The following is an 18,750-nucleotide window of genomic DNA, read 5'->3' as shown; positions in this document are numbered from 1 at the left end:
AGTGATATTTATTCTTTAATAAAGTAAATGTCACTAAAGCCCATACGGGCAAATTCTTGATCACGAAAATTACGTACAGCGGAAGAGCCTTTTGAGGTCATTTCTATTTGGCGTACCATGTTTAAGTAGTTAGTTAAATCAATACCTTCGGCAGCGGCAATAGCCTGATACATGTCGTGGTATTTGTCTTTTGCGAAGTTAATTTCGCGCGGTTGGTTTTTAAATGTATAGGTTATTCTGCGTGCCATAATAAGCTCAGCTAATTGAGTGTGAGTGTAATTTTACACTGTATTGAACTGGCATTGAACGATTTGTTGAAATCAAATAATTAAAAGTAGAGTTTAAAATGAAATTATCAGTAGAGATCAGTAAATACCCACTTCATCAAGATTACATCCCGTTTATTAAAGGTTTTATTGACCGCTTAAACGAATACGACAACTTAAAAGTGATCACCAATACCCTTTCTACGCAAATTTTTGGCGATTACGATTTAGTAATGCAAGTGCTAAACACCGAGATTAAACGCTCGTACGAAGAGTTTGGTAAGGCTATTTTTGTATGTAAGTTTTTATCTGGCGATTTGTCTCCAGCGTAATCGCCTTTATTTAACGTGTATTAAAAACGGTAACCTCACACATGGATTTTTTAACACAAACCTTAAGTGGTTTTACAGCAATGTCGCATTGGGAATATATTGCGGTAGGGCTGTCTATTGCTTATTTATTACTGGCAATAAAAGAAAGCCTATGGTGCTGGCCTGCCGCTTTTTTTAGCACGCTTATTTACACCATAATGTACTGGAATGGCGCGCTGCTTATGGAGTCGCTACTCAATTTTTATTACATGTACATGGCTGTATTTGGCTGGATGGTATGGCGCAAAGGTAAAGAAGATAATATTAGTATTACCTCATGGTCTACACAACGCCACGCCATTCTGATAGCCGCTACAAGCTTAGCGGCCATTATTATTGGCTATGTAATGCAAAACTACACCCATGCCGATTTTGCCTACCTAGATAGCTTTACAACCTGTTTTGCGGTGGTAACCACGTATTTAGTTGCTAAAAAAGTGCTCGAAAACTGGCTGTATTGGATTGTTATTGATGCGGCCTCTATGTATTTGTATTACGAAAAAGGCTATTACCCAACGCTCGCGCTATTTATTTTTTACACTATTATGGCCGCGTGGGGATTTAAAACCTGGTACGAAGAGTACGAGCAAAGCCAAGCTAAGCCATTAGCGCAATTATAACGCATGCACCGTAATCCAAATATTGCCGCGTTGTGTAGTGAGTTTGTGGCACCTGAGCAGGTGCTACAAACCACTAAATTAGTGAATGGTTTAAGTAACGACAATTACCTAATAAAAACTGCACAGCAAAACTACTTATTAAAATGCTACAAATCGCATTGGCCTAAAATAGGGCTACAAGCCCAAACTGCACTTAGCCAGCATAACGTTTGCCCTAAACCCATTTGGCTCGATAAGGCTAACAGACGAGCTGCATTTCGCTATATTTGTGGTGATATTGCTACTAATAATTACAGTATTGACCTAGTTGAAAAATTGGCTCGCGTTCATAGTTACCCTCTAGCTACGCAGCCAATGGATATTGCAAAAGAGCTTATGTATTACGCTAATAGCAACATATATCAACAGTACAGCCGCTTAATTGAGGATACGTTAAATGCCATTAGTGACATGCCCTACAACAGTGGCTTTTGTCATAACGACTTAGTTAAAGATAATCTAATAGTCAATTTAAGCGGCATGTATTTGATTGACTTTGAATATGCGCAAACTAACGACGTATATTTTGACTTAGCGGCGCTTGCAGTCAGCTTAGAGTTAAATACGCACGCAGAGCAAGCCTTGCTTGAGCAATATAGCGCCCAGCAAGCAACCCCCAGTGATTTTTATAGCGCTTATGACAAGCTACGTCACTTTAAAGTGGTATTTTTGGTACTGTGTATAGGGTGGTATGAGCAGCGCGACATAAATAATAGGTCAAGCACATTACGCGCGCAGCTAAATAAATTATTGAGCGATATGCACGGTTAAAGGCCGCCAAAACGGGCAGCAAGCTCTTTGTATTTTGCTACCTCGTCAGCATCAAATTGCGGTTCACCGTTTTCATCTTCAGACTTGGCAATAAGTAAGCTCTCTCGAGCAAGACGTTTTACACGCTCGGTTTTTACACCTAAAAACTCAGCCACTTGCTCAGTCGACATTAAACTCATAATTACATCCTCTATATAATCCGTAAGCATCCAAAAGATGTTGCTAAACGGTTACTATTTTTTATCGAATACCAATAAATAGCTTGTTTTTTGCAAGTTGTGAAGTGTTTTATCAAAAACAGTTTGATTTATAGGCATATAACTCAATGAAGCTGGTATTTATTTAAAGATCTCTTTATTATTGCCAGTGTTAAAGCATTGATATCGCGAGTTAGTGTTTTAGCAACAAATGTGCTCTTGTGGTGAAATGGATATCACGTGGCCCTCCGGAGGCTAAGTTCTAGGTTCGATCCCTAGCAAGAGCGCCATTTGCTTTTTATCATTTTCCTGTTTACGCCTAATCAAATTTAGTAGTCCTTTATAGTTATATAGTATTATCCTCAACTCAAAAAGTAGACTTTTATGCTTAAATAGTGCTATTTAGTAGGCATATTTAATTGTAAAAAACGCTTTTACCATGCTCATCGCGTTACCCATTTCAGAGCTTACCCCAGGTATGTTTGTTGACAGTGTTACCAAACAGCAGGAAGGGCTCAATAGTATAAAAATAAAAACCAGTGGTTTAGTGCGAAACCAAGCAATTATAAAGCGCTTAGTAACAGAAGGCGTTTTAGAGCTGCTTATCGACTTTACTAAAGGCGATGCAGCCGTACCTGATAAGTACAGACCCAAGGCTGCTGTAGTAAAAGAGCCCGTTACTTCCAGCAGCAAAGCTAAGCCGCCAGCAGTAAAACCTGCAATTACCCTTGAGCAAGAGTTTGCTAAAGCCAGCATTAGTTTTGAGCAACATAATCGTAAGCTACAAGCGTTATATGGCGATATTACTACTGGGCTTTCGGTTAATTTAAACCTTATTGATGAAATGGCTAACGATATAGTCAGCTCGGTATTTAGAAATACTAGCGCAATGACCATTTTAACCCGCATAAAAGACAAACATAGTTACAATTGGCGCCACATGGTTAACTGCGCTATTTTCACCGCTGTGTTCGCTAAATATTTAGGGTACAAAGAAGAAGCCGTACAGCAGCTTGCTATGGGCGCGCTACTTCACGATTTAGGGCAGGCTAAACTCCCGCAGGGGATTATTTCTAGACCAAGTAAGCTCACTAGCAGTGAAATGGATATTATTAAACGTCATGTCGCCCAAGGTTTAGGCCTGGTCAAAGGTGAAAAGGGCATTACCCCTCTAATACTCGACATGATAGTTAACCACCATGAACGATTAGATGGCTCAGGCTATCCGCGTGGTATTACAGCTGAAAAGCTTAGTCGCCCAGCGCGCATTATGGCAATTGTTGATGTGTACGATGCGCTAACAGCCGACAGACCTCATCAGGAGGGAGATGAACCCATTAATGCGTTACGTTATTTGTTAGCGCATAAAGAGCTATTTGATGCAGAGCTTGTTCAACATTTTATAAAATGCTTAGGTGTACATCCGGTAGGTACTATAGTCAAATTAACCAATGAGCGTTTAGCCTTGGTACTTGAGGGTAATAAGCTAAACCCAATAAAGCCAAAGGTTAAACTATTTTATAATGCAAAGCATGGCCATCACGTCACCCCTAAAGATCTCGATTTAAGCGAGCCAGATCAAAGTATAAAAATTGTATCGAGCATTAAGCCCCATGATTATCAAATTAATTTGGCTCGTTTGTTAAAAGAGCATTTGTTGAATTAGCTTTTTTACAGCGTTTAAGTTTTTCGCGCTTGGCAGAAATGTAAGCGCCTAAAAAACAGCTCGCCATTAACGTAAGCCATAGTAATGTTCCTTGCTCTACATGCAGTGCAATACAGCAAAAAGCTAACGACACTAATGCATTTAGCATGGCCCCCAACCAGTAATGGTTTACGGGGTTATCGCATTGGCCGGCCTGTGTGCAAGCACAATAGTTTGCTTTATAAAAACAATACACACTGGCGCCACAAAAAATGAGCCCCGCAATAATAAGTAATATGATCACCTATTTGCTTCCTTTGTGATTTTGTAACGAGTTTAAAATGCACGGAATTACAAGTCAATCTAAATGATAATTAATTACAATTAGAGTATAAGCTCTAATAACACATTTCTGCTCCGATGAGTTTTAAATAGTTGTTAAAATGTAGTTAAAAAACGTGTTTTTTGGTGTTTTTTGTCGCTTTGTTACAGTTTTTTATAAAGAATTAAGGTAGTGTAGCCAAGTTTAAAATCCTAATAACAACACATAGATACCCAAACGCCTGTTTGGTTAAGGACACAACAATGAAATTTTCTAAAACCCTAATCGCAGCTTCGCTTGCGTTAGTATCTGCAGATACATTTGCTGCTGCGTTTCAGTTAGCTGAGCAAAACGCATCAGGCCTTGGCCGTGCATACGCCGGTGAAGCATCTATCGCTGACGACGCCTCTGTTGTTGCTCGTAACCCCGCATTAATGACTTTATTTAAAGATAAGCAATTGAGTGTTGCAGCTATTGCTGTAGTGCCAGATGTAAGCATTGAAGGTGAGTCTACTAACAATGGTATAGACCCAAGTGCGTTAGATGACGACAGCATTGCGCCAAGCGCAGTGGTACCAGCCGCTTACTTTACTATGCCTTACAACGATAAAGTATCAGTAGGTTTTGGTGCGTTTTCTAACTTTGGTTTATCTACAGAGTTTAACGATGACTACGTAGCGGGCCAAATTGCTGGTGAAACAGAAATTTTGACCGTTAACTTTAATGCAAGCGTTGCATACAAAGTAACAGAGCAATTTAGCTTTGGTGTTGGCTTAAACTACATTTATGCTGATGCAACAGTAATTCGTAAAGTAGGCGCTAATACAAGTGGTATTGATTTTGGTGCTGATGCAGTAAACCTTCAAGGGGATGACACCGGCCTAGGCTTAAATGTGGGCTTAATGTACCAATTAGACGAAAACAGCCGCTTTGGTTTTAACTACCGCAGCGAAACAGATATTACCTTCGAAGGTGATTTCTCAAATGAGCTACCAGTACAAGCAGGCGGTACAGGTGGTGCACAATTACCTGGCTCAGTAGATTTAACACTTCCAGCAATTGCTGAATTTTCTGGTTCACACCAGCTAGATGAAAAACTTGGATTACACTACAGCGTATTATGGACAGGCTGGAGCAGCTTTGAGTCACTAGAAGCACAAGTAACGTTACCAACAGGCGACAAGTTTATTGCATTTGAAAAGCAAGAGCAGTTTGATGATGCATTCCGTTACTCTATCGGTGCTGATTACCAATACAACGAAGACTTACTTCTTCGTGCAGGTGTAGCGTTTGATGAGTCGCCAGTATCACAAACTCACCTTTCTATCTCTATTCCAGATACTGACCGTTTTTGGTTCTCGGTAGGTGGTAACTACGCAATCGATAAGCAATCAAATGTCGATTTAGGTGTAAGTGTTGTTCGCGGTAAAACACAAAACTTTACTGAAACTGATGATTCAGGCAGCCAGTGGGGCTTTGAATCAAAAGGCCATGCCGTTGTTATTGGCGCTCAGTACAACTACAAGTTTTAATGTAGAAATGCCTTGTGGTTATTCGCAGGGCACAAAAAAAGCCGCTCACTTTAACAGTGAGCGGCTTTTTTAATGCCTATTAAATGATGTTAATAGGCATTTTATGAAAGTTTATAAGCTCTCTATTTTAGTTTTTTGCTCAAGAAGCTTGGTTTTAGCATCAGTGAACTCAGCTAATTTAGCATTTTCTTTTGCAAGTACGGCTTCAGGTGCGTTGTTAACAAACTTTTCGTTAGCTAGTTTGTTTTGCACTTGCGCTAAGCCTTTTTCTGCTTTTTCGAGTTGCTTGTTAATACGAGCAAGCTCGGCTTCAACGTCAATTAAGCCCGCCATAGGGATCATAATTTCAAGGTTGCCAACATATGATGTTGCACACGCGGGTGCATCGTCTTTGTTTTCAAGCAGGGTGAACGATTCAAGTTTAGCAAGCGAGGCAATAAATGACTCGTTCTCGTTAATACGGCGCACATCATCGCTTGATGCGTTAGCCAGTAACACGTTAAGTGGCTTACTTGGGCTAATGTCCATCTCACCACGAATAACACGAATTGCTAAAATAAACTGTTTAACCCACTCTAAGTCGTCCATAGCTTGGGCATCAACGTTTGCTTCATTATAAACAGGGAAGCCTTGTACCATGATGCTGGTGCCTGCTGTTTCAAGCCCTGCAAGTGGTGCAACGCGCTGCCAAATAGTTTCGGTAATGTATGGCATCATTGGGTGCATTAAGCGCAGTAAGCTTTCAAGCACGGTTATTAGCGTGTTACGAGTACCGCGTTGCTGTGCTTCATTGCCTTTAAATAATACCGGCTTAGTGAGCTCTAAATACCAATCACAGAACTGGTTCCAAGTGAATTCGTAAAGCGTGTTAGCGGCTAAATCAAAGCGGTAGTTATCAAGGTGCTCAGTGTAGGTTTTAACTGTTGATTCAAATTGGCCTAAGATCCAACGATCAGCAAGTGAAAACTCTTTTTCAGCATCGCTTGCAAAACCACAATCTTGCTCTTCTGTGTTCATTAATACGTAACGGCTTGCGTTCCATAGTTTATTACAGAAGTTACGGTAACCTTCTAGACGGTTCATGTCCCAGTTAATATCACGGCCGGTAGAGGCCATTGCAGCAAGAGTAAAGCGAAGCGCATCGGTACCGTGAGCTTCAATACCATTTGCAAATACTTTACGGGTGTCTTTTTCGATTTTAGCGGCAAGTTTTGGCTGCATCATGTTGCCAGTACGCTTTTGTACTAAGTCTTCAAGCTCAATGCCGTCAATCATGTCTAGTGGGTCAAGTACGTTACCTTTTGACTTAGACATTTTATCGCCGTTGTCGTCACGTATTAAGCCCGTTACATATACGGTTTTAAACGGAACTTGTGGTTTGCCATTTTCGTCTTTTATAAAGTGCAGCGTCATCATAATCATGCGCGCAACCCAGAAGAAAATAATATCAAAACCCGTTACCAATACGTCAGATGGGTGGAAGGTTTTTAAATCATCGGTGTTTTCAGGCCAGCCTTGCGTTGAGAAAGTCCAAAGTGCAGATGAGAACCAGGTATCAAGTACGTCTTCGTCTTGGCTTAGCGTAACATCATCGGCAATGTTGTTGTCGCGGCGTACTTCAGCTTCATCGCGGCCAACGTAAACGTTGCCTTCGCTGTCGTACCAAGCCGGGATACGGTGACCCCACCAAAGCTGGCGTGAAATACACCAATCTTGTACGTCGTTCATCCACGAGAAGTACATGTTTTCATACTGTTTAGGTACAAATTGAATGTCGCCATTTTTAACGGCATCTTTAGCAGGCTCTGCAAGTGGCGCAACACGTACATACCATTGGTCGGTAAGTAGTGGCTCAATGACCACACCAGAGCGGTCGCCGTAAGGTACAGTTAACGCATGGTCTTCGATTTTTTCGAGTAAACCAAGTTCTTCAAATTCTGCGATAATCGCTTTACGCGCAGCAAAACGGTCTAGACCGTGTAAGCGCTCAGGAATTGGTGCATCAAATTCAAGCTCTTTACCGTCAAAGGTGTATGTTTCACCTTGGCTAAGAATGGCAGCGTTTTTATCGAAAATATTGATCATTGGCATTTTGTGACGCTTGCCAACTTCGTTATCGTTAAAGTCGTGTGCAGGGGTGATTTTTACACAACCTGTGCCTTTGTCTTTATCAGCGTGCTCATCTGCAACAATGGTGATACGACGATTTACGATAGGCAGTAAAATCTCTTTACCAATTAAATCTTGGTAGCGCTCGTCATCTGGATTAACCGCAACACCTGAGTCACCTAGCATGGTTTCAGGGCGAGTTGTTGCTACGACAATGTAATCTTTGCCGTCTTGTGTTTTAACGCCATCGGCAAGTGGATAGCGCAGGTTCCACATGTGGCCTTGTTTGTCTTTGTTTTCAACTTCAAGGTCTGAGATAGCCGTGTGTAATTTTGGATCCCAGTTTACTAGGCGCTTACCGCGGTAAATTAGGTTTTCTTTGTGAAGACGTACAAAGACTTCTTTAACTGCTTCAGATAAGCCATCGTCCATCGTAAAGCGTTCACGGTCCCAATCAACCGATGCGCCAAGACGGCGAAGCTGTTTAGTGATAGTACCGCCAGATTCGTTTTTCCATTCCCAAATTTTATTAATAAAATCTTCGCGGCCTAAATCGTGACGTGTTTTACCTTCTTCAGCGTGTAGTTTACGCTCAACCAACATTTGCGTTGCAATACCCGCGTGGTCAGTACCTACTTGCCATAATGTGTTGTTACCTTGCATACGCTTAAAACGCGTAAGGGTATCCATTATTGTATCTTGGAAGGCGTGGCCCATGTGCAAGCTACCGGTGACATTTGGCGGCGGGATCATAATTGAATACGGTACGCCTTGGCCAGATGGCTTAAAGTAGCCTTTTTGTTCCCAGTCTTGGTATAGCGACTGTTCAATATCTTGCGGATTGTAGGTTTTATCCATTACACAGAACCTTAAATAAGTACTTAAATTAGTTGGTTAGCTTTATCCTAAACGGCTAGCTATTAATCTCTTGCGTGCTGATATTGGCACCAAGTTGGCGCAGCTTTTTAAAGCGCTCACGAGCGGCTTGTTTAGCTACAGACTCTACTGGTACAAAATCAAAAACTTGGCTAAAGCGCCTAATAAAATCGGGCAGGTTATTAGCTAAGTTAATTAAAACGTTACGTTTGCCAACAGGAGGCGTGGTGCCTATTTCTACAGGCGCACCGGCTTTTGGGCCTTCGCCTTGCAGGTTATGCGGCACAAAACTGTCGGGATCAAATGCCCAAATGGTTTCGTCAATGGCATAGGCGGTGTGTTCGTTATCAACAAAAATAAACACACGGTTCCCTAAACGATACTGCTCTGCGGCAATTTGAGCTGCTAAAGCAAAATGATCATCAGCCTGCGCTTTAGATTCATCTTGTTGCTTTAGAACGAAAAATTGGGCATTCATGTTCATTGTATCGGGGTTTCCCATGACATTGAATGTGCACATAGTTGATACACATAAATTAAGAGGCAGATTTTGCCATATAACGGGGTTTGCTTCAATTAATACACAGATAATTAAGGCAATAAAAAGGCGCCAAATGGCGCCTTAAAACAAGCTAAGCAGATTATTAATCGTGTGCAGCTTCGCTTACTCCAGCTCGGTTTAATAAATACTGAGTAAGCATAGGAACAGGACGCCCCGTTGCGCCTTTTTTAGCACCACTGCGCCACGCTGTACCGGCGACATCTAAATGTGCCCAGTTATACTTTTTAGTAAACTTAGATAAGAAACACGCTGCGGTAATAGTACCTGCAGAGCGCCCGCCTAAGTTTGTAAAATCGGCAAATGGGCTATCGAGTTGATCTTGATAGTCATCCCACAGTGGTAACTGCCATGCGCGGTCGCCACTTTGCTCAGACGCTTTTAATAAATCATGCGCCAGTGGGTTGTGATTTGAAAGTAAACCTGTTGCGTGTGCGCCAAGGGCAACAATACACGCACCGGTAAGTGTTGCTACGTCAATGACTGTATCTGGGTCAAAACGCTCAACATAAGTGAGTGCATCACATAATACTAAGCGGCCTTCAGCATCAGTATTAAGCACTTCAACTGTTTGTCCCGACATGGTTGTTAAAATATCACCAGGGCGATACGCATTAGAGCTTGGCATGTTTTCACAGCCAGCTAACACACCAATCACGTTAATAGGCAGCTGCATTTGGGCCAGTGCACGCATAGCACCAATTACACCGGCTGCACCGCCCATGTCGTATTTCATTTCATCCATGGCTTCGCCTGGCTTAATTGAAATACCGCCTGAGTCAAACGTTAAACCCTTACCTACTAGCACAATCGGGGCTTGCTCATCGCTTGCACCTTTGTAGTTAATAACCGACATAACCGATTCGTTATCACTGCCGCGACCAACTGCTAAGTACGAGTTCATACTTAGCTCGGCCATTTTTTCTTCGCCAATAATATCAACGGTGATGTTGTCAAAATTGCTAGCCAGCTCTTGCGCTTGTTCGCCTAAATAAGCAGGGTTACAAATGTTGGGTGGCATGTTGGCTACGTCTTTACATAGCTTACTACCTGCGGCAATGGCTAAACCATGCTCAATAGCGCTTTCACCAATGGTCAGCTCGCGACGCGTTGGTACGTTAAACACAATTTTACGAAGTGGACGACGAGGGTCTACTTTTTTACTTTTTAGCTGGTTAAATGTGTATAAACAATCTTGTGTTGTTTCTACCGCTTGGCGAACCTTCCAGTAGGTATCACGTCCTTTAACGTGTTGCTCTGTTAAAAAGCACACTGCTTCCATAGAGCCGGTTTCGTTTAAGGTATTAATTGTTTTAGAAATTATTTGCTTATATTGCTTATCATCAAGCTCGCGCTCTTTACCACAGCCAACAAGCAATACGCGCTCGCTTAAAACGTTAGGTACATGATGCAATAATAAAACTTGCCCCGGCTTACCTTCTAAATCGCCACGGCGTAGTAAATTTGAAATATAACCATCGCTGATTTTATCGAGTTGTTCACCAATGGGGGATAACCTACGTGGTTCGTAAACACCAACGACAATACACGCGCTGCGCTGTTTTTCTGGGCTACCACTTTTTACGTTAAATTCCATTGTTACTCCTGGTTGTGAGTCATATACGTTATTAATAGGGGCTAAAAAAATAAAATCTAGTCTTAGCTACGTAACTTATGTAGGGATAATCTTAATTTTAGCTGATTTTTTCTGACTCTTACTGTGTAATTGAACTTTATATGTTTAAGGGCTACTAATGCAACAATATATCGTGCACTTAGGTAGGATAATTAATTTTGTTAGCTTATAATAACGACTTATTTACCAGATAAAACTGGGTAAAATAGCTACTTTATTATCAAATTATCACTATTGTAGTGAAATTCTATGTTTAACAGGGGCGAGCATTGCTTATTTTTCGTTATTTGACCGCTGAGGTTTTAAAATCGCAGGTCGCCGTATTTTTAACTTTAATGACCATTTTTGTGTCACAAAAGTTTGTGGTTATTTTAGGTGATGCCTCAGAAGGGAGCATTCCTGCCAAATTAGTATTATCGATGATTGCGCTTAAATTGCCGCAACTAGCCTCGCTGATCCTGCCATTAAGTATATTTTTGGGCATAATTTTAGCCTACAGCCGCATTTACGCCGACAGCGAAATGACTGTGCTCAAAGCGTGTGGAGTGAGCGAATGGTACGTGGTACGTGTTACGCTTATTTCGAGCGTGGGTTTGGCTATATTAGCAGCCTCACTGACCATGTACCTTGCGCCATGGGCCAGCGAGCAAGAGTACCAATTAAAAGAACAAGCTAAGGCCGATGCGGGTTTATCAGCCTTAAGAGCGGGGCGGTTTCAACAAACCGGTAACGAAAAAGCCGTGGTGTTTATTCATAACATTGAAAACGGCGGTAAAGAACTTAATAAAGTATTTGTAGCGCAGCTTCCCGATACTGAAAAAGATGACCTTGCACGTTTAGTATATGCCGAGCAAGGTGTGGTGGTAGAGGCTGTAAACGGCGAGCAGCAATTAGTGCTAACTGATGGCAAACGCTACGAAACCGATGGCCAAACACCGGCCCTTAATTTAACGCAGTTTGATGGCTACAGCGTACAAATACGCGAGCAAGAAATAGAGCATCAGCGCCGTAAATTAGAAGCGATACCTACTAATCAGTTATTACCACTTAACACCTCTGAGTCAATTGCTCAGTGGCAGTGGCGCATTGCCATACCGCTTTCTATTCCGTTACTTACCTTAATAGCAGTACCGCTAAGTGTGGTTAATCCGCGCCAAGGTAAGTTTGCTAAATTAGTGCCAGCCATTAGCTTGTACTTGGGTTATTTTATCTTACTCAATGCCGCAAAATTTGCTGTAGAAGATGGCAAAATACCGCCTTCAATCGGCTTGTGGTGGATTCACTTAAGTGCTTTGTTTATAGGCAGTTTATTAATTATAAAAGGTCGCCCACTAGGGGCCTGGCTTAAAGCCGTTGTAACAAAACGGGAGTTAAGCGCATGATGAAAACACTCGATTGGTACTTAGGCCGCAGCATTTTACAAACCACTGGATTTGCTTTGTTGGTGCTAGTAGGGATTAGTACATTAATTAAATTTATTGATCAGCTAAAGTCGGTAGGTCGTGGCAGTTACGATTTAATGACCGCTACTTTGTATACTTTTTACAGTATGCCAGGCGACTTAGTTATATTTTTCCCGATGGCTGCGCTTATTGGTGGCTTAACTGGGCTTGGTGCACTGGCTTCAAATAGTGAGTTAGTGGTTATGCAAGCTGCAGGTATGTCGCGCTTACAAATTATAGGCTCGGTAATGAAAACCGCCGTGTTTATGGCTGTGTGCATGATGGCCCTTGGTGAGTGGGGAGCACCCGAGGCGCAACAACACGCCAAAGAAATGCGTAATCAGGCAATACATGGTGGCGACGTGTTTAATGCACAAAAAGGTGTATGGGCAAAAGATGGCAATAACTTTATTAATATTGAAGATGTAGATCAAAGTGGCCGCTTAAACGGTGTACATATGTATCACTTTGACAAGTCACTCGATTTAACTCAAATCACTAAAGCTAAAGTTGCTATTGGCCGTGACGAAGGTTGGCTATTACGCGATGTAAATAAGGTTCATATTAGTGATGAGCAAATAAGCAGTGAGCATATAGATGAAGAGTTTTACCCATCGCAATTAACGGGCGAAAAGCTTGGGGTGGTATCGGTGAAACCTGAGTCGCTTTCGTTTACAGGGCTTTGGTCATACTTAGGGTACTTACAGCAAAATGAGCAAGATACCAGTACCTATGAGTTGGCTTTGTGGCGTAAGCTGATGCAGCCAGTCTCTGTTGCCGTTATGCTACTAGTTGCACTGTCGTTTATATTTGGCCCTTTACGTACCGTAACTATGGGCGCGCGTATCATTATGGGTGTAGTAACGGGGATTGTATTTCACTTAACAAATGAGATATTTGGTCCAGTCGTAATGGTTTATCAAATACCCGCAATTATAGGCGCGGTATTGCCAAGTGTACTGTTTATAGGCTTTGCTACATATTTAATGAATAAACGGGTATAGCCGTTTATACATTGCATTAAAAAGGGTGACCAAGAGTCACCTTTTTTGCTTTTACTAATCTAGCTCGCGGTAAATACGCTTGTTTTCTTCTTTTGTAAGGGTAACGACCTCTGTTTTTGAAATATAGTCTTGTAGCGCTTTTTTGCTTTTGAAATCAATTAATACCACCAGATTACCTAAGCCAAGCAGGGCACTTAGGCTGCGAACAATAGACTGCGGCCAACTAATTAAACATCCTTCGTTAGTTTGTACTTTTAAACGCCATGCGCGCATGCCAATAGTTTGCCCGCTTTTAGTCCAAAAGTAGCCAAAAAATACCAAGGCAACTGTAACAAGTAAGGCGCTGCGAATGCTTGAGAGCAATAACGATTCTTGAATAAGTGCCGATACATCCTCAGCTCCATTTAAGCTAATCACATCAAGAATAATAAGCCCTTGTACGGCAAATAAATAGAGCACAACCGTTAACATAGCAAACGCAATAATGGCTAACGTATCGTAAACTAAGGACGCAAAGCGGCGCCAAAACCCAGCACGTGGAAACTCACCCGACATAAATATACTCTCACTATTAATATGCGCGCTAGTTTAGCAAAAAAGCATCTAAATACTAAGTGCTATAGTTTAGCCTAACTGTTTTGTGTATTTAGGGGGGATGGAGCTAATCTTATTTATTGTGGGCTGCCTAAATGTTAAGCGATTGATCAGGCTAATGTCATAAAACGCTTGCTGCCACCCCTATTGTTTGTATAATGCTTGGCATAGAGACGAAGGCACATAAATAATCCTTAGCTCTAAAGTGGTTTTTCTTTATCTTCTCGTGTTTAGAAGGTTAAAGAAAAATGATGCCAGCGTGATGAAATTGGTAGACATGGGGGATTCAAAATCCCCTGCAGCAATGCGTGGCGGTTCGAGTCCGCCCGCTGGTACCACTTTTTATGACCCTAACCAAATTGGTTAGGGTTTTTTTATGCCTGAAATTTGAGTGGGGCGGACTCGAGCGCCACTCAAGGTGGCGCTAGTATTAGTTATAGCCCGCCTGCTGGGTGAGAGTGAACCGAAACGAAGTTTCGCAGTTACTTGAAGTGAGTTCATGGATGAACGATGGATGCTGCTTCAGGGATGAATTAAGTATTCGTAATAAAATTTGAGTAGGGGCGGACTCGAGCGCCACTCAAGGTGGCGCTAGTATTCGTTACAATTAAAAACTCTGCCTCTAAATCTATTGCTTCACCTTGGTATTGCAAGTTAGTAATGCGCGAATTGTTTTCACTTATTAATACGCCATCGTTGTCGTATCGTTTTGGCTGCGTTACGTCTATTTCAAAGGTAACGCCGTCAATAATGTCAAAGTTAAAAGTGGGAAAAGTGGTATCGAGTAGGTTTTGCTCAGCGCTGCTGTTTACATCAATCTGATTAAACTGACCCGCAGAGCGTTCAAGCCACTCTTTAACATCGCTACCTGTTACTTTTACCATACGAATAGTGTTTGGAAACACATATAAACTAACGGTATCTAGTAGGGTGATATCGCCTGCTTTTACATTGGTGTAATCTTCAATACCATTGCGGCCAACTCTAAAAGGGGCTGCTGCCGAAAGCACAGGTAAGCCATCAAGCTCAGTGCCTTGAATAAACGCTTTACCCCACGCTATTTGTGCATCTGATACTATTTGAATTGACGGATCGTCTTGCACCAAAGCAAAAAAGCTATAAATAGGGTTTGAAATTTCAGCAAGTGGTTCGCTTACCCAATCAATCGTTGCTTGGTGTTCAAGCTCAATGGCGGCAGCTACATCGGTATCTACAGCAGCTAAATCAAGAAAGTCGCCGTTTTCATCTGTACCACTAATGGCGCGGGTTTCTACTTATGGGCTGGCCACTTCCCAGCCGCCTTCATCGTTTGGCTCAATAATTAAATCTATAACCCCTAAGTTATTGCCAAAAAATCCAGGCATAACAGCGGGTACGCCATTAAGTTTTCCGTTTACGTTATCAATACCCGCCGACTCATAGCCATCGTACGACGCATCACCGGGAAACAAACGGTGGTTATGACCAAACAATATGGCGTCTACGTCATCTACTTTAGACAGGTAAAGGGCCGTATTTTCAGCGAGGTCTTCTTAGGCGCTGGCTGTTAACCCAGAGTGCGGAATGGCAATAATAATATCGGCGCCTTGTGCTTTCATTTGTGGAATGAACTTTTCAGCAGTAGCAACAATATCTTTTGCAATAACCTTACCTTGTAAGTGTGCGCTATCCCACTGCATAATTTGCGGTGGGGTAAGGCCTAAGTAACCAATTTTAATTGTTTGTTCGTTACCGTTTATATCAAGTACTGCTTTGTCTTGAATGTAATACGGGGTGTAACGGTTTCCATCGTTGTTGTCGTCATCATCCCCATCATCAACGTATACATTGGCATTAATATACGGGAAGTCGGCACCACTTAATGTGGCATCTAAAAACTCTAAGCCAAAATTAAATTCATGGTTTCCTAAGTTAGCTACATCGTAATCAAGTAAGTTCATCGCTTTAAAGGCCACATGGGTTGCGCCATTTAAAATATCGTCTTTACGTACAATCGCTTCGTAATCGCCAAGCGGGCTGTTTTGAATTAAATCACCATTATCAACCAGTACACTGTTTTGCACTTCATTTCAGGCTTCTTTTATAAGGGTAGCAGTATTAACAAACCCTAAGGTTTCTGATGGGGCTTGTGCAAAGTAATCGTAGTTAGATAAATACATGTGTATGTCGGTTGTTTCCATTATACGCAAAGTAACTGGTGCAGGCTCTGGTGTTTCTACAACGACAGGGTCGTTATTATCGTCATCATCAATGTCGCAGCCACTCAATGCGAGTGCAATAGTCAGTGCCAATGTTGATTTTAAAACGTGCTTTTTAGTGATTCGATTTTTCATGGTCATTCCGTGTAATTTAAAAAGAGTACAGTAAAAAAGGTTTATTAAAGTATGATGAACTAAAATGTGAATCCATATTTACATTTTTAGGTGGTGCTATTACAGTAAACAGTGTTTTAGTATTACTTTCAAACTTGTGTGCCTTAGCGCTCGCAGTAAAAAATAAATTTAAAAATGGTGTAGGCTATAACTTGTCAGCACTTTTCGATAACACTAAATCGGTTGTTGGGCTTTATACCAATCCGAAAAAATACTTAATCATTTTGAGGGGCTAAACGTGTCGCTATCTGCGTTAAAAAACTCTTATTTAGAACAACTAAATAGCGAATTTTTTGCCTTGCTATCAACACGTTTATCCATCCTCAAAATAGGTCACTTAATTATGCGGATTGATATTATAAAATAATAAAGGTAAACAGGATGAAAAAATCACTACTTTCAGTGGCATTAGGTTTTGCTGCACTTAGTGCGTTTAACGCACAGGCAAACCTTGATCAGCACGTTAAAAGTGTAGAGCAGCAGGTAATTGAATGGCGACGCGACTTTCACCAAAATCCTGAACTGGGTAATCGCGAAACGCGTACCGCAGGCATTGTGGCTAAACACTTAAAGTCGTTAGGTATGCAAGTACAAACCGATATTGCTTACACTGGTGTTGTTGGTATTTTAAAAGGTGCAAAGCCCGGTCCTACAGTCATGCTTCGCGCTGATATGGATGCACTACCGGTAACAGAAAAAACAGATGTGCCATTTAAATCAACCAAAACCACAAATTTCCGTGGCGTTGATGTAGGTATAATGCATGCCTGTGGTCATGATACGCACGTAGCTATGCTAATGGGCGCTGCACAGGTACTGGTAAACATGAAAGATGAGCTGCATGGCAACATTATGTTTGTGTTTCAGCCTGCTGAAGAGGGCGCACCTTTAGGCGAAGAAGGCGGTGCAGAGCTAATGCTTAAAGAAGGCATTTTTACCAAATATAAGCCAGATGTTGCCTTTGGCTTGCATATCACTTCAAGCCTGCATACGGGTAAAATTGGCTATCGAAGTGGGCCGTTTATGGCCAGTGCCGATCGCTTTGAAATAACCGTACACGGTCGCCAAGCACATGGCTCAGCACCATGGACAGGCGTTGACCCTATTGCTGCCGCTGCGCAAATTGTAACGGGCGTTAACCATATTGTGAGCCGCCAAGTAAATATAACCAAAGAGCCGGCTATTGTGTCGTTTGGTAAAATTGCCGGTGGTGTGCGTAATAACATTATTCCTGAAGAAGTTGAAATGGTTGGTACTATTCGTAATTTTGATATGGATAATCGCGCGCAAATCTTTGAAAATATTAAAACAACCGCTACGCATATTGCCAAGTCGTCGGGGGCAACGGCCGATGTGCATATACACGAAGGTTACCCTGTAACGGTTAATAACCCTGAGCTTACTGCGCAAATGTTACCGAGTCTTGAAAAAGCAGCTGGTAAACAAAACGTGCAAGAAATGGGTAAAATAACCGGCGCAGAAGACTTTTCGTTTTATGCCTTAGAAATACCCAGTGTATTTGTATTTTTAGGTGGTACACCTGCAAACCAAGACTTAAAAACGGTAGCAAGTAACCACTCACCGTATTTTTACGCCGATGAATCGTCGTTTAAAGTGGGGACCAAAGCGCTTAGCCAATTAGCGGTAGATTATTTAAATAGCCAAAAATAACGACATAGCTACCCAGCGAGTTAAGTAATTGCTAGCTGGGTTTTACTATTTATATTTACAAGCTGCACAGTGCGTGCGCTTTAAACCAACATGGTTGAATGTATGTCTGAACACCCTTTTTTGGTGCCCAAGCAACAACGTAGCCAACACACCAAAAAAAAACTATTAAAAGCGCTAAATCACAGTTTAAAAAGTAAGTTTTTTGAACACATAAGTATAAAAGAGCTGGCTGATTACGCCGAGGTGTCGGTTGGTACGTTTTACCGTCGCTTTAAAAATAAAGAGTCGCTGTTGCCTATGCTGTATCAAGACTTTGGTATTGCATTAGATAATTGGGTAACCGAGCTTGAGGCACAGCACTATGAAAACTTAGATGCTGTAGTTAACACTTTATGCCATAAAACGTATGTGTTTTTATTATCACAACAGGGAGTATTTAGAACGCTGCATTTAAATTCGCGTTTACACAGTGAGTTATTAGGCACTGATAAACACATAAACAGACGAGTTATTTATCAGCGTTTAGCACAATTAATTAGCCAAACCGATACCAAAGTGAGCGAAACGGCGGCAGGTACAGCAGTATTTTTAATTGTTAGCTCATTGCTTGATAAAGTACTTTACCACGATTTAACCCCTGCGATTGCGTGTGATTTATCGGCGCAGCAATACGCGCAAGAGCTGCCTAAAATTATTTTAGCTTATTTAGGGCGTGTTGATCTTT

The 18,750-nt window shown here is 41.6% G+C and carries 20 protein-coding genes and 2 tRNA genes; 11 read left to right on the top strand and 11 right to left on the bottom strand.

What is annotated here, in order from left to right; translation table 11 throughout:
- Positions 1-8: 8 nt before the first annotated feature.
- Positions 9-248, bottom strand: coding sequence for a DUF2960 domain-containing protein (locus CWC16_RS15725; RefSeq protein WP_004588463.1), 240 nt, complete (start codon positions 246-248; stop codon positions 9-11).
- A gap of 98 nt (positions 249-346) precedes the next feature.
- Between CWC16_RS15725 and CWC16_RS15720 the strand changes: the two genes are divergently transcribed.
- Genes CWC16_RS15720 through CWC16_RS15710 form a run of 3 tightly spaced genes read left to right on the top strand, consistent with a single transcriptional unit; the run spans position 347 to position 2,067 of the window.
- Positions 347-598 carry a hypothetical protein gene (locus tag CWC16_RS15720; RefSeq protein ID WP_055015263.1) on the top strand — a complete coding sequence of 84 codons (252 nt, stop codon included), beginning with the start codon at positions 347-349 and terminating at the stop codon, positions 596-598.
- Positions 599-639: 41 nt separating this feature from the next.
- Complete coding sequence (gene pnuC, locus CWC16_RS15715; RefSeq protein ID WP_138542192.1) at positions 640-1,257, top strand: nicotinamide riboside transporter PnuC; 618 nt, start codon at positions 640-642, stop codon at positions 1,255-1,257.
- Between the two features lie 3 nt (positions 1,258-1,260).
- The gene (locus tag CWC16_RS15710) at positions 1,261-2,067 is read left to right on the top strand and encodes a phosphotransferase family protein (protein WP_138542191.1); all 807 of its coding nucleotides are present in this window, start codon (positions 1,261-1,263) and stop codon (positions 2,065-2,067) included.
- On the opposite strand, the gene CWC16_RS15705 is transcribed toward CWC16_RS15710, so the two are convergent.
- Positions 2,064-2,246 carry a hypothetical protein gene (locus CWC16_RS15705; protein ID WP_055015266.1) on the bottom strand — a complete coding sequence of 61 codons (183 nt, stop codon included), beginning with the start codon at positions 2,244-2,246 and terminating at the stop codon, positions 2,064-2,066. The two genes, CWC16_RS15710 and CWC16_RS15705, sit on opposite strands and share 4 nt — an antisense overlap.
- Positions 2,247-2,479: 233 nt before the next feature.
- Here CWC16_RS15705 and CWC16_RS15700 point away from each other — a divergent pair.
- A tRNA-Arg gene (locus CWC16_RS15700) sits at positions 2,480-2,554 on the top strand.
- A gap of 149 nt (positions 2,555-2,703) precedes the next feature.
- Positions 2,704-3,930: a cyclic di-GMP phosphodiesterase gene (locus CWC16_RS15695; protein WP_138542190.1), complete on the top strand. Its 1,227-nt coding sequence runs from the start codon at positions 2,704-2,706 to the stop codon at positions 3,928-3,930.
- Here CWC16_RS15695 and CWC16_RS15690 read toward each other — a convergent pair.
- Positions 3,890-4,213 carry a hypothetical protein gene (locus CWC16_RS15690; protein ID WP_055015268.1) on the bottom strand — a complete coding sequence of 108 codons (324 nt, stop codon included), beginning with the start codon at positions 4,211-4,213 and terminating at the stop codon, positions 3,890-3,892. The genes CWC16_RS15695 and CWC16_RS15690 overlap by 41 nt on opposite strands.
- 281 nt (positions 4,214-4,494) lie before the next feature.
- On the opposite strand from CWC16_RS15690, the gene CWC16_RS15685 reads away from it, so the two are divergent.
- Complete coding sequence (locus CWC16_RS15685; RefSeq protein ID WP_138542189.1) at positions 4,495-5,763, top strand: outer membrane protein transport protein; 1,269 nt, start codon at positions 4,495-4,497, stop codon at positions 5,761-5,763.
- A 111-nt stretch (positions 5,764-5,874) separates the two neighbouring features.
- On the opposite strand, the gene CWC16_RS15680 is transcribed toward CWC16_RS15685, so the two are convergent.
- The 3 genes from CWC16_RS15680 to pepA form a co-directional block, all read right to left on the bottom strand.
- Entirely contained in the window at positions 5,875-8,730 is a 2,856-nt protein-coding gene (locus tag CWC16_RS15680; RefSeq protein WP_138542188.1) for a valine--tRNA ligase, read from the bottom strand.
- A gap of 55 nt (positions 8,731-8,785) precedes the next feature.
- The gene (locus CWC16_RS15675; protein ID WP_138542187.1) at positions 8,786-9,232 is read right to left on the bottom strand and encodes a DNA polymerase III subunit chi; all 447 of its coding nucleotides are present in this window, start codon (positions 9,230-9,232) and stop codon (positions 8,786-8,788) included.
- 160 nt (positions 9,233-9,392) lie between these two features.
- On the bottom strand, positions 9,393-10,904 hold the full coding sequence (gene pepA, locus CWC16_RS15670) for a leucyl aminopeptidase (protein ID WP_138542186.1): 1,512 nt from the start codon (positions 10,902-10,904) through the stop codon (positions 9,393-9,395).
- Positions 10,905-11,212: 308 nt separating this feature from the next.
- Here pepA and lptF point away from each other — a divergent pair, with 308 nt between their 5' ends.
- Both lptF and lptG read left to right on the top strand, forming a co-directional pair.
- A complete protein-coding gene (lptF, locus tag CWC16_RS15665; protein ID WP_055015273.1) occupies positions 11,213-12,325 on the top strand; it encodes an LPS export ABC transporter permease LptF in 1,113 nt (370 codons plus the stop codon).
- Positions 12,322-13,389 carry an LPS export ABC transporter permease LptG gene (lptG, locus tag CWC16_RS15660; RefSeq protein WP_055015274.1) on the top strand — a complete coding sequence of 356 codons (1,068 nt, stop codon included), beginning with the start codon at positions 12,322-12,324 and terminating at the stop codon, positions 13,387-13,389. The genes lptF and lptG overlap by 4 nt, the downstream gene beginning before the upstream one ends.
- Positions 13,390-13,443: 54 nt before the next feature.
- On the opposite strand, the gene CWC16_RS15655 is transcribed toward lptG, so the two are convergent.
- On the bottom strand, positions 13,444-13,944 hold the full coding sequence (locus tag CWC16_RS15655; RefSeq protein WP_138542185.1) for an RDD family protein: 501 nt from the start codon (positions 13,942-13,944) through the stop codon (positions 13,444-13,446).
- A gap of 292 nt (positions 13,945-14,236) precedes the next feature.
- Between CWC16_RS15655 and CWC16_RS15650 the strand changes: the two genes are divergently transcribed.
- Positions 14,237-14,321: transfer RNA gene (locus CWC16_RS15650), tRNA-Leu, on the top strand.
- Positions 14,322-14,516: 195 nt separating this feature from the next.
- Here CWC16_RS15650 and CWC16_RS20290 read toward each other — a convergent pair.
- From CWC16_RS20290 to CWC16_RS20275, 4 genes are all read right to left on the bottom strand, one after another.
- A complete protein-coding gene (locus tag CWC16_RS20290; protein ID WP_502705077.1) occupies positions 14,517-15,089 on the bottom strand; it encodes a 5'-nucleotidase C-terminal domain-containing protein in 573 nt (190 codons plus the stop codon).
- Positions 15,090-15,257: 168 nt separating this feature from the next.
- On the bottom strand, positions 15,258-15,455 hold the full coding sequence (locus CWC16_RS20285) for a hypothetical protein (RefSeq protein WP_249929293.1): 198 nt from the start codon (positions 15,453-15,455) through the stop codon (positions 15,258-15,260).
- A gap of 60 nt (positions 15,456-15,515) precedes the next feature.
- Positions 15,516-16,046, bottom strand: a complete 531-nt coding sequence (locus CWC16_RS20280; protein WP_249929292.1) for a hypothetical protein — start codon at positions 16,044-16,046, stop codon at positions 15,516-15,518.
- Positions 16,047-16,052: 6 nt separating this feature from the next.
- On the bottom strand, positions 16,053-16,316 hold the full coding sequence (locus CWC16_RS20275) for a hypothetical protein (protein ID WP_249929291.1): 264 nt from the start codon (positions 16,314-16,316) through the stop codon (positions 16,053-16,055).
- Between the two features lie 420 nt (positions 16,317-16,736).
- On the opposite strand from CWC16_RS20275, the gene CWC16_RS15635 reads away from it, so the two are divergent.
- Positions 16,737-18,026, top strand: a complete 1,290-nt coding sequence (locus CWC16_RS15635; RefSeq protein WP_138542184.1) for a M20 family metallopeptidase — start codon at positions 16,737-16,739, stop codon at positions 18,024-18,026.
- 102 nt (positions 18,027-18,128) lie between these two features.
- Positions 18,129-18,750 (top strand): TetR/AcrR family transcriptional regulator (locus CWC16_RS15630; RefSeq protein ID WP_171037671.1); only part of this gene is annotated, 622 nt, incomplete at its 3' end.

The organism is Pseudoalteromonas sp. S3776, assembly GCF_005886915.1.
GTDB lineage: Bacteria > Pseudomonadota > Gammaproteobacteria > Enterobacterales > Alteromonadaceae > Pseudoalteromonas.
Note: the sequence above shows the minus strand (reverse complement) of the source record. Positions and strands in the feature narration are given on the sequence as shown.

What these genes read in the sequence shown, in the direction of transcription:
- CWC16_RS15725 (WP_004588463.1), bottom strand. Translation starts at nt 248, where the DNA reads ATGGCACGCAGAATAACCTATACATTTAAAAACCAACCGCGCGAAATT.
- CWC16_RS15720 (WP_055015263.1), top strand. Translation starts at nt 347, where the DNA reads ATGAAATTATCAGTAGAGATCAGTAAATACCCACTTCATCAAGATTAC.
- pnuC (WP_138542192.1), top strand. Translation starts at nt 640, where the DNA reads ATGGATTTTTTAACACAAACCTTAAGTGGTTTTACAGCAATGTCGCAT.
- CWC16_RS15710 (WP_138542191.1), top strand. Translation starts at nt 1,261, where the DNA reads ATGCACCGTAATCCAAATATTGCCGCGTTGTGTAGTGAGTTTGTGGCA.
- CWC16_RS15705 (WP_055015266.1), bottom strand. Translation starts at nt 2,246, where the DNA reads ATGAGTTTAATGTCGACTGAGCAAGTGGCTGAGTTTTTAGGTGTAAAA.
- CWC16_RS15695 (WP_138542190.1), top strand. Translation starts at nt 2,704, where the DNA reads ATGCTCATCGCGTTACCCATTTCAGAGCTTACCCCAGGTATGTTTGTT.
- CWC16_RS15685 (WP_138542189.1), top strand. Translation starts at nt 4,495, where the DNA reads ATGAAATTTTCTAAAACCCTAATCGCAGCTTCGCTTGCGTTAGTATCT.
- CWC16_RS15680 (WP_138542188.1), bottom strand. Translation starts at nt 8,730, where the DNA reads ATGGATAAAACCTACAATCCGCAAGATATTGAACAGTCGCTATACCAA.
- CWC16_RS15675 (WP_138542187.1), bottom strand. Translation starts at nt 9,232, where the DNA reads ATGAACATGAATGCCCAATTTTTCGTTCTAAAGCAACAAGATGAATCT.
- pepA (WP_138542186.1), bottom strand. Translation starts at nt 10,904, where the DNA reads ATGGAATTTAACGTAAAAAGTGGTAGCCCAGAAAAACAGCGCAGCGCG.
- lptG (WP_055015274.1), top strand. Translation starts at nt 12,322, where the DNA reads ATGATGAAAACACTCGATTGGTACTTAGGCCGCAGCATTTTACAAACC.
- CWC16_RS15655 (WP_138542185.1), bottom strand. Translation starts at nt 13,944, where the DNA reads ATGTCGGGTGAGTTTCCACGTGCTGGGTTTTGGCGCCGCTTTGCGTCC.
- CWC16_RS20275 (WP_249929291.1), bottom strand. Translation starts at nt 16,316, where the DNA reads ATGAAAAATCGAATCACTAAAAAGCACGTTTTAAAATCAACATTGGCA.
- CWC16_RS15635 (WP_138542184.1), top strand. Translation starts at nt 16,737, where the DNA reads ATGAAAAAATCACTACTTTCAGTGGCATTAGGTTTTGCTGCACTTAGT.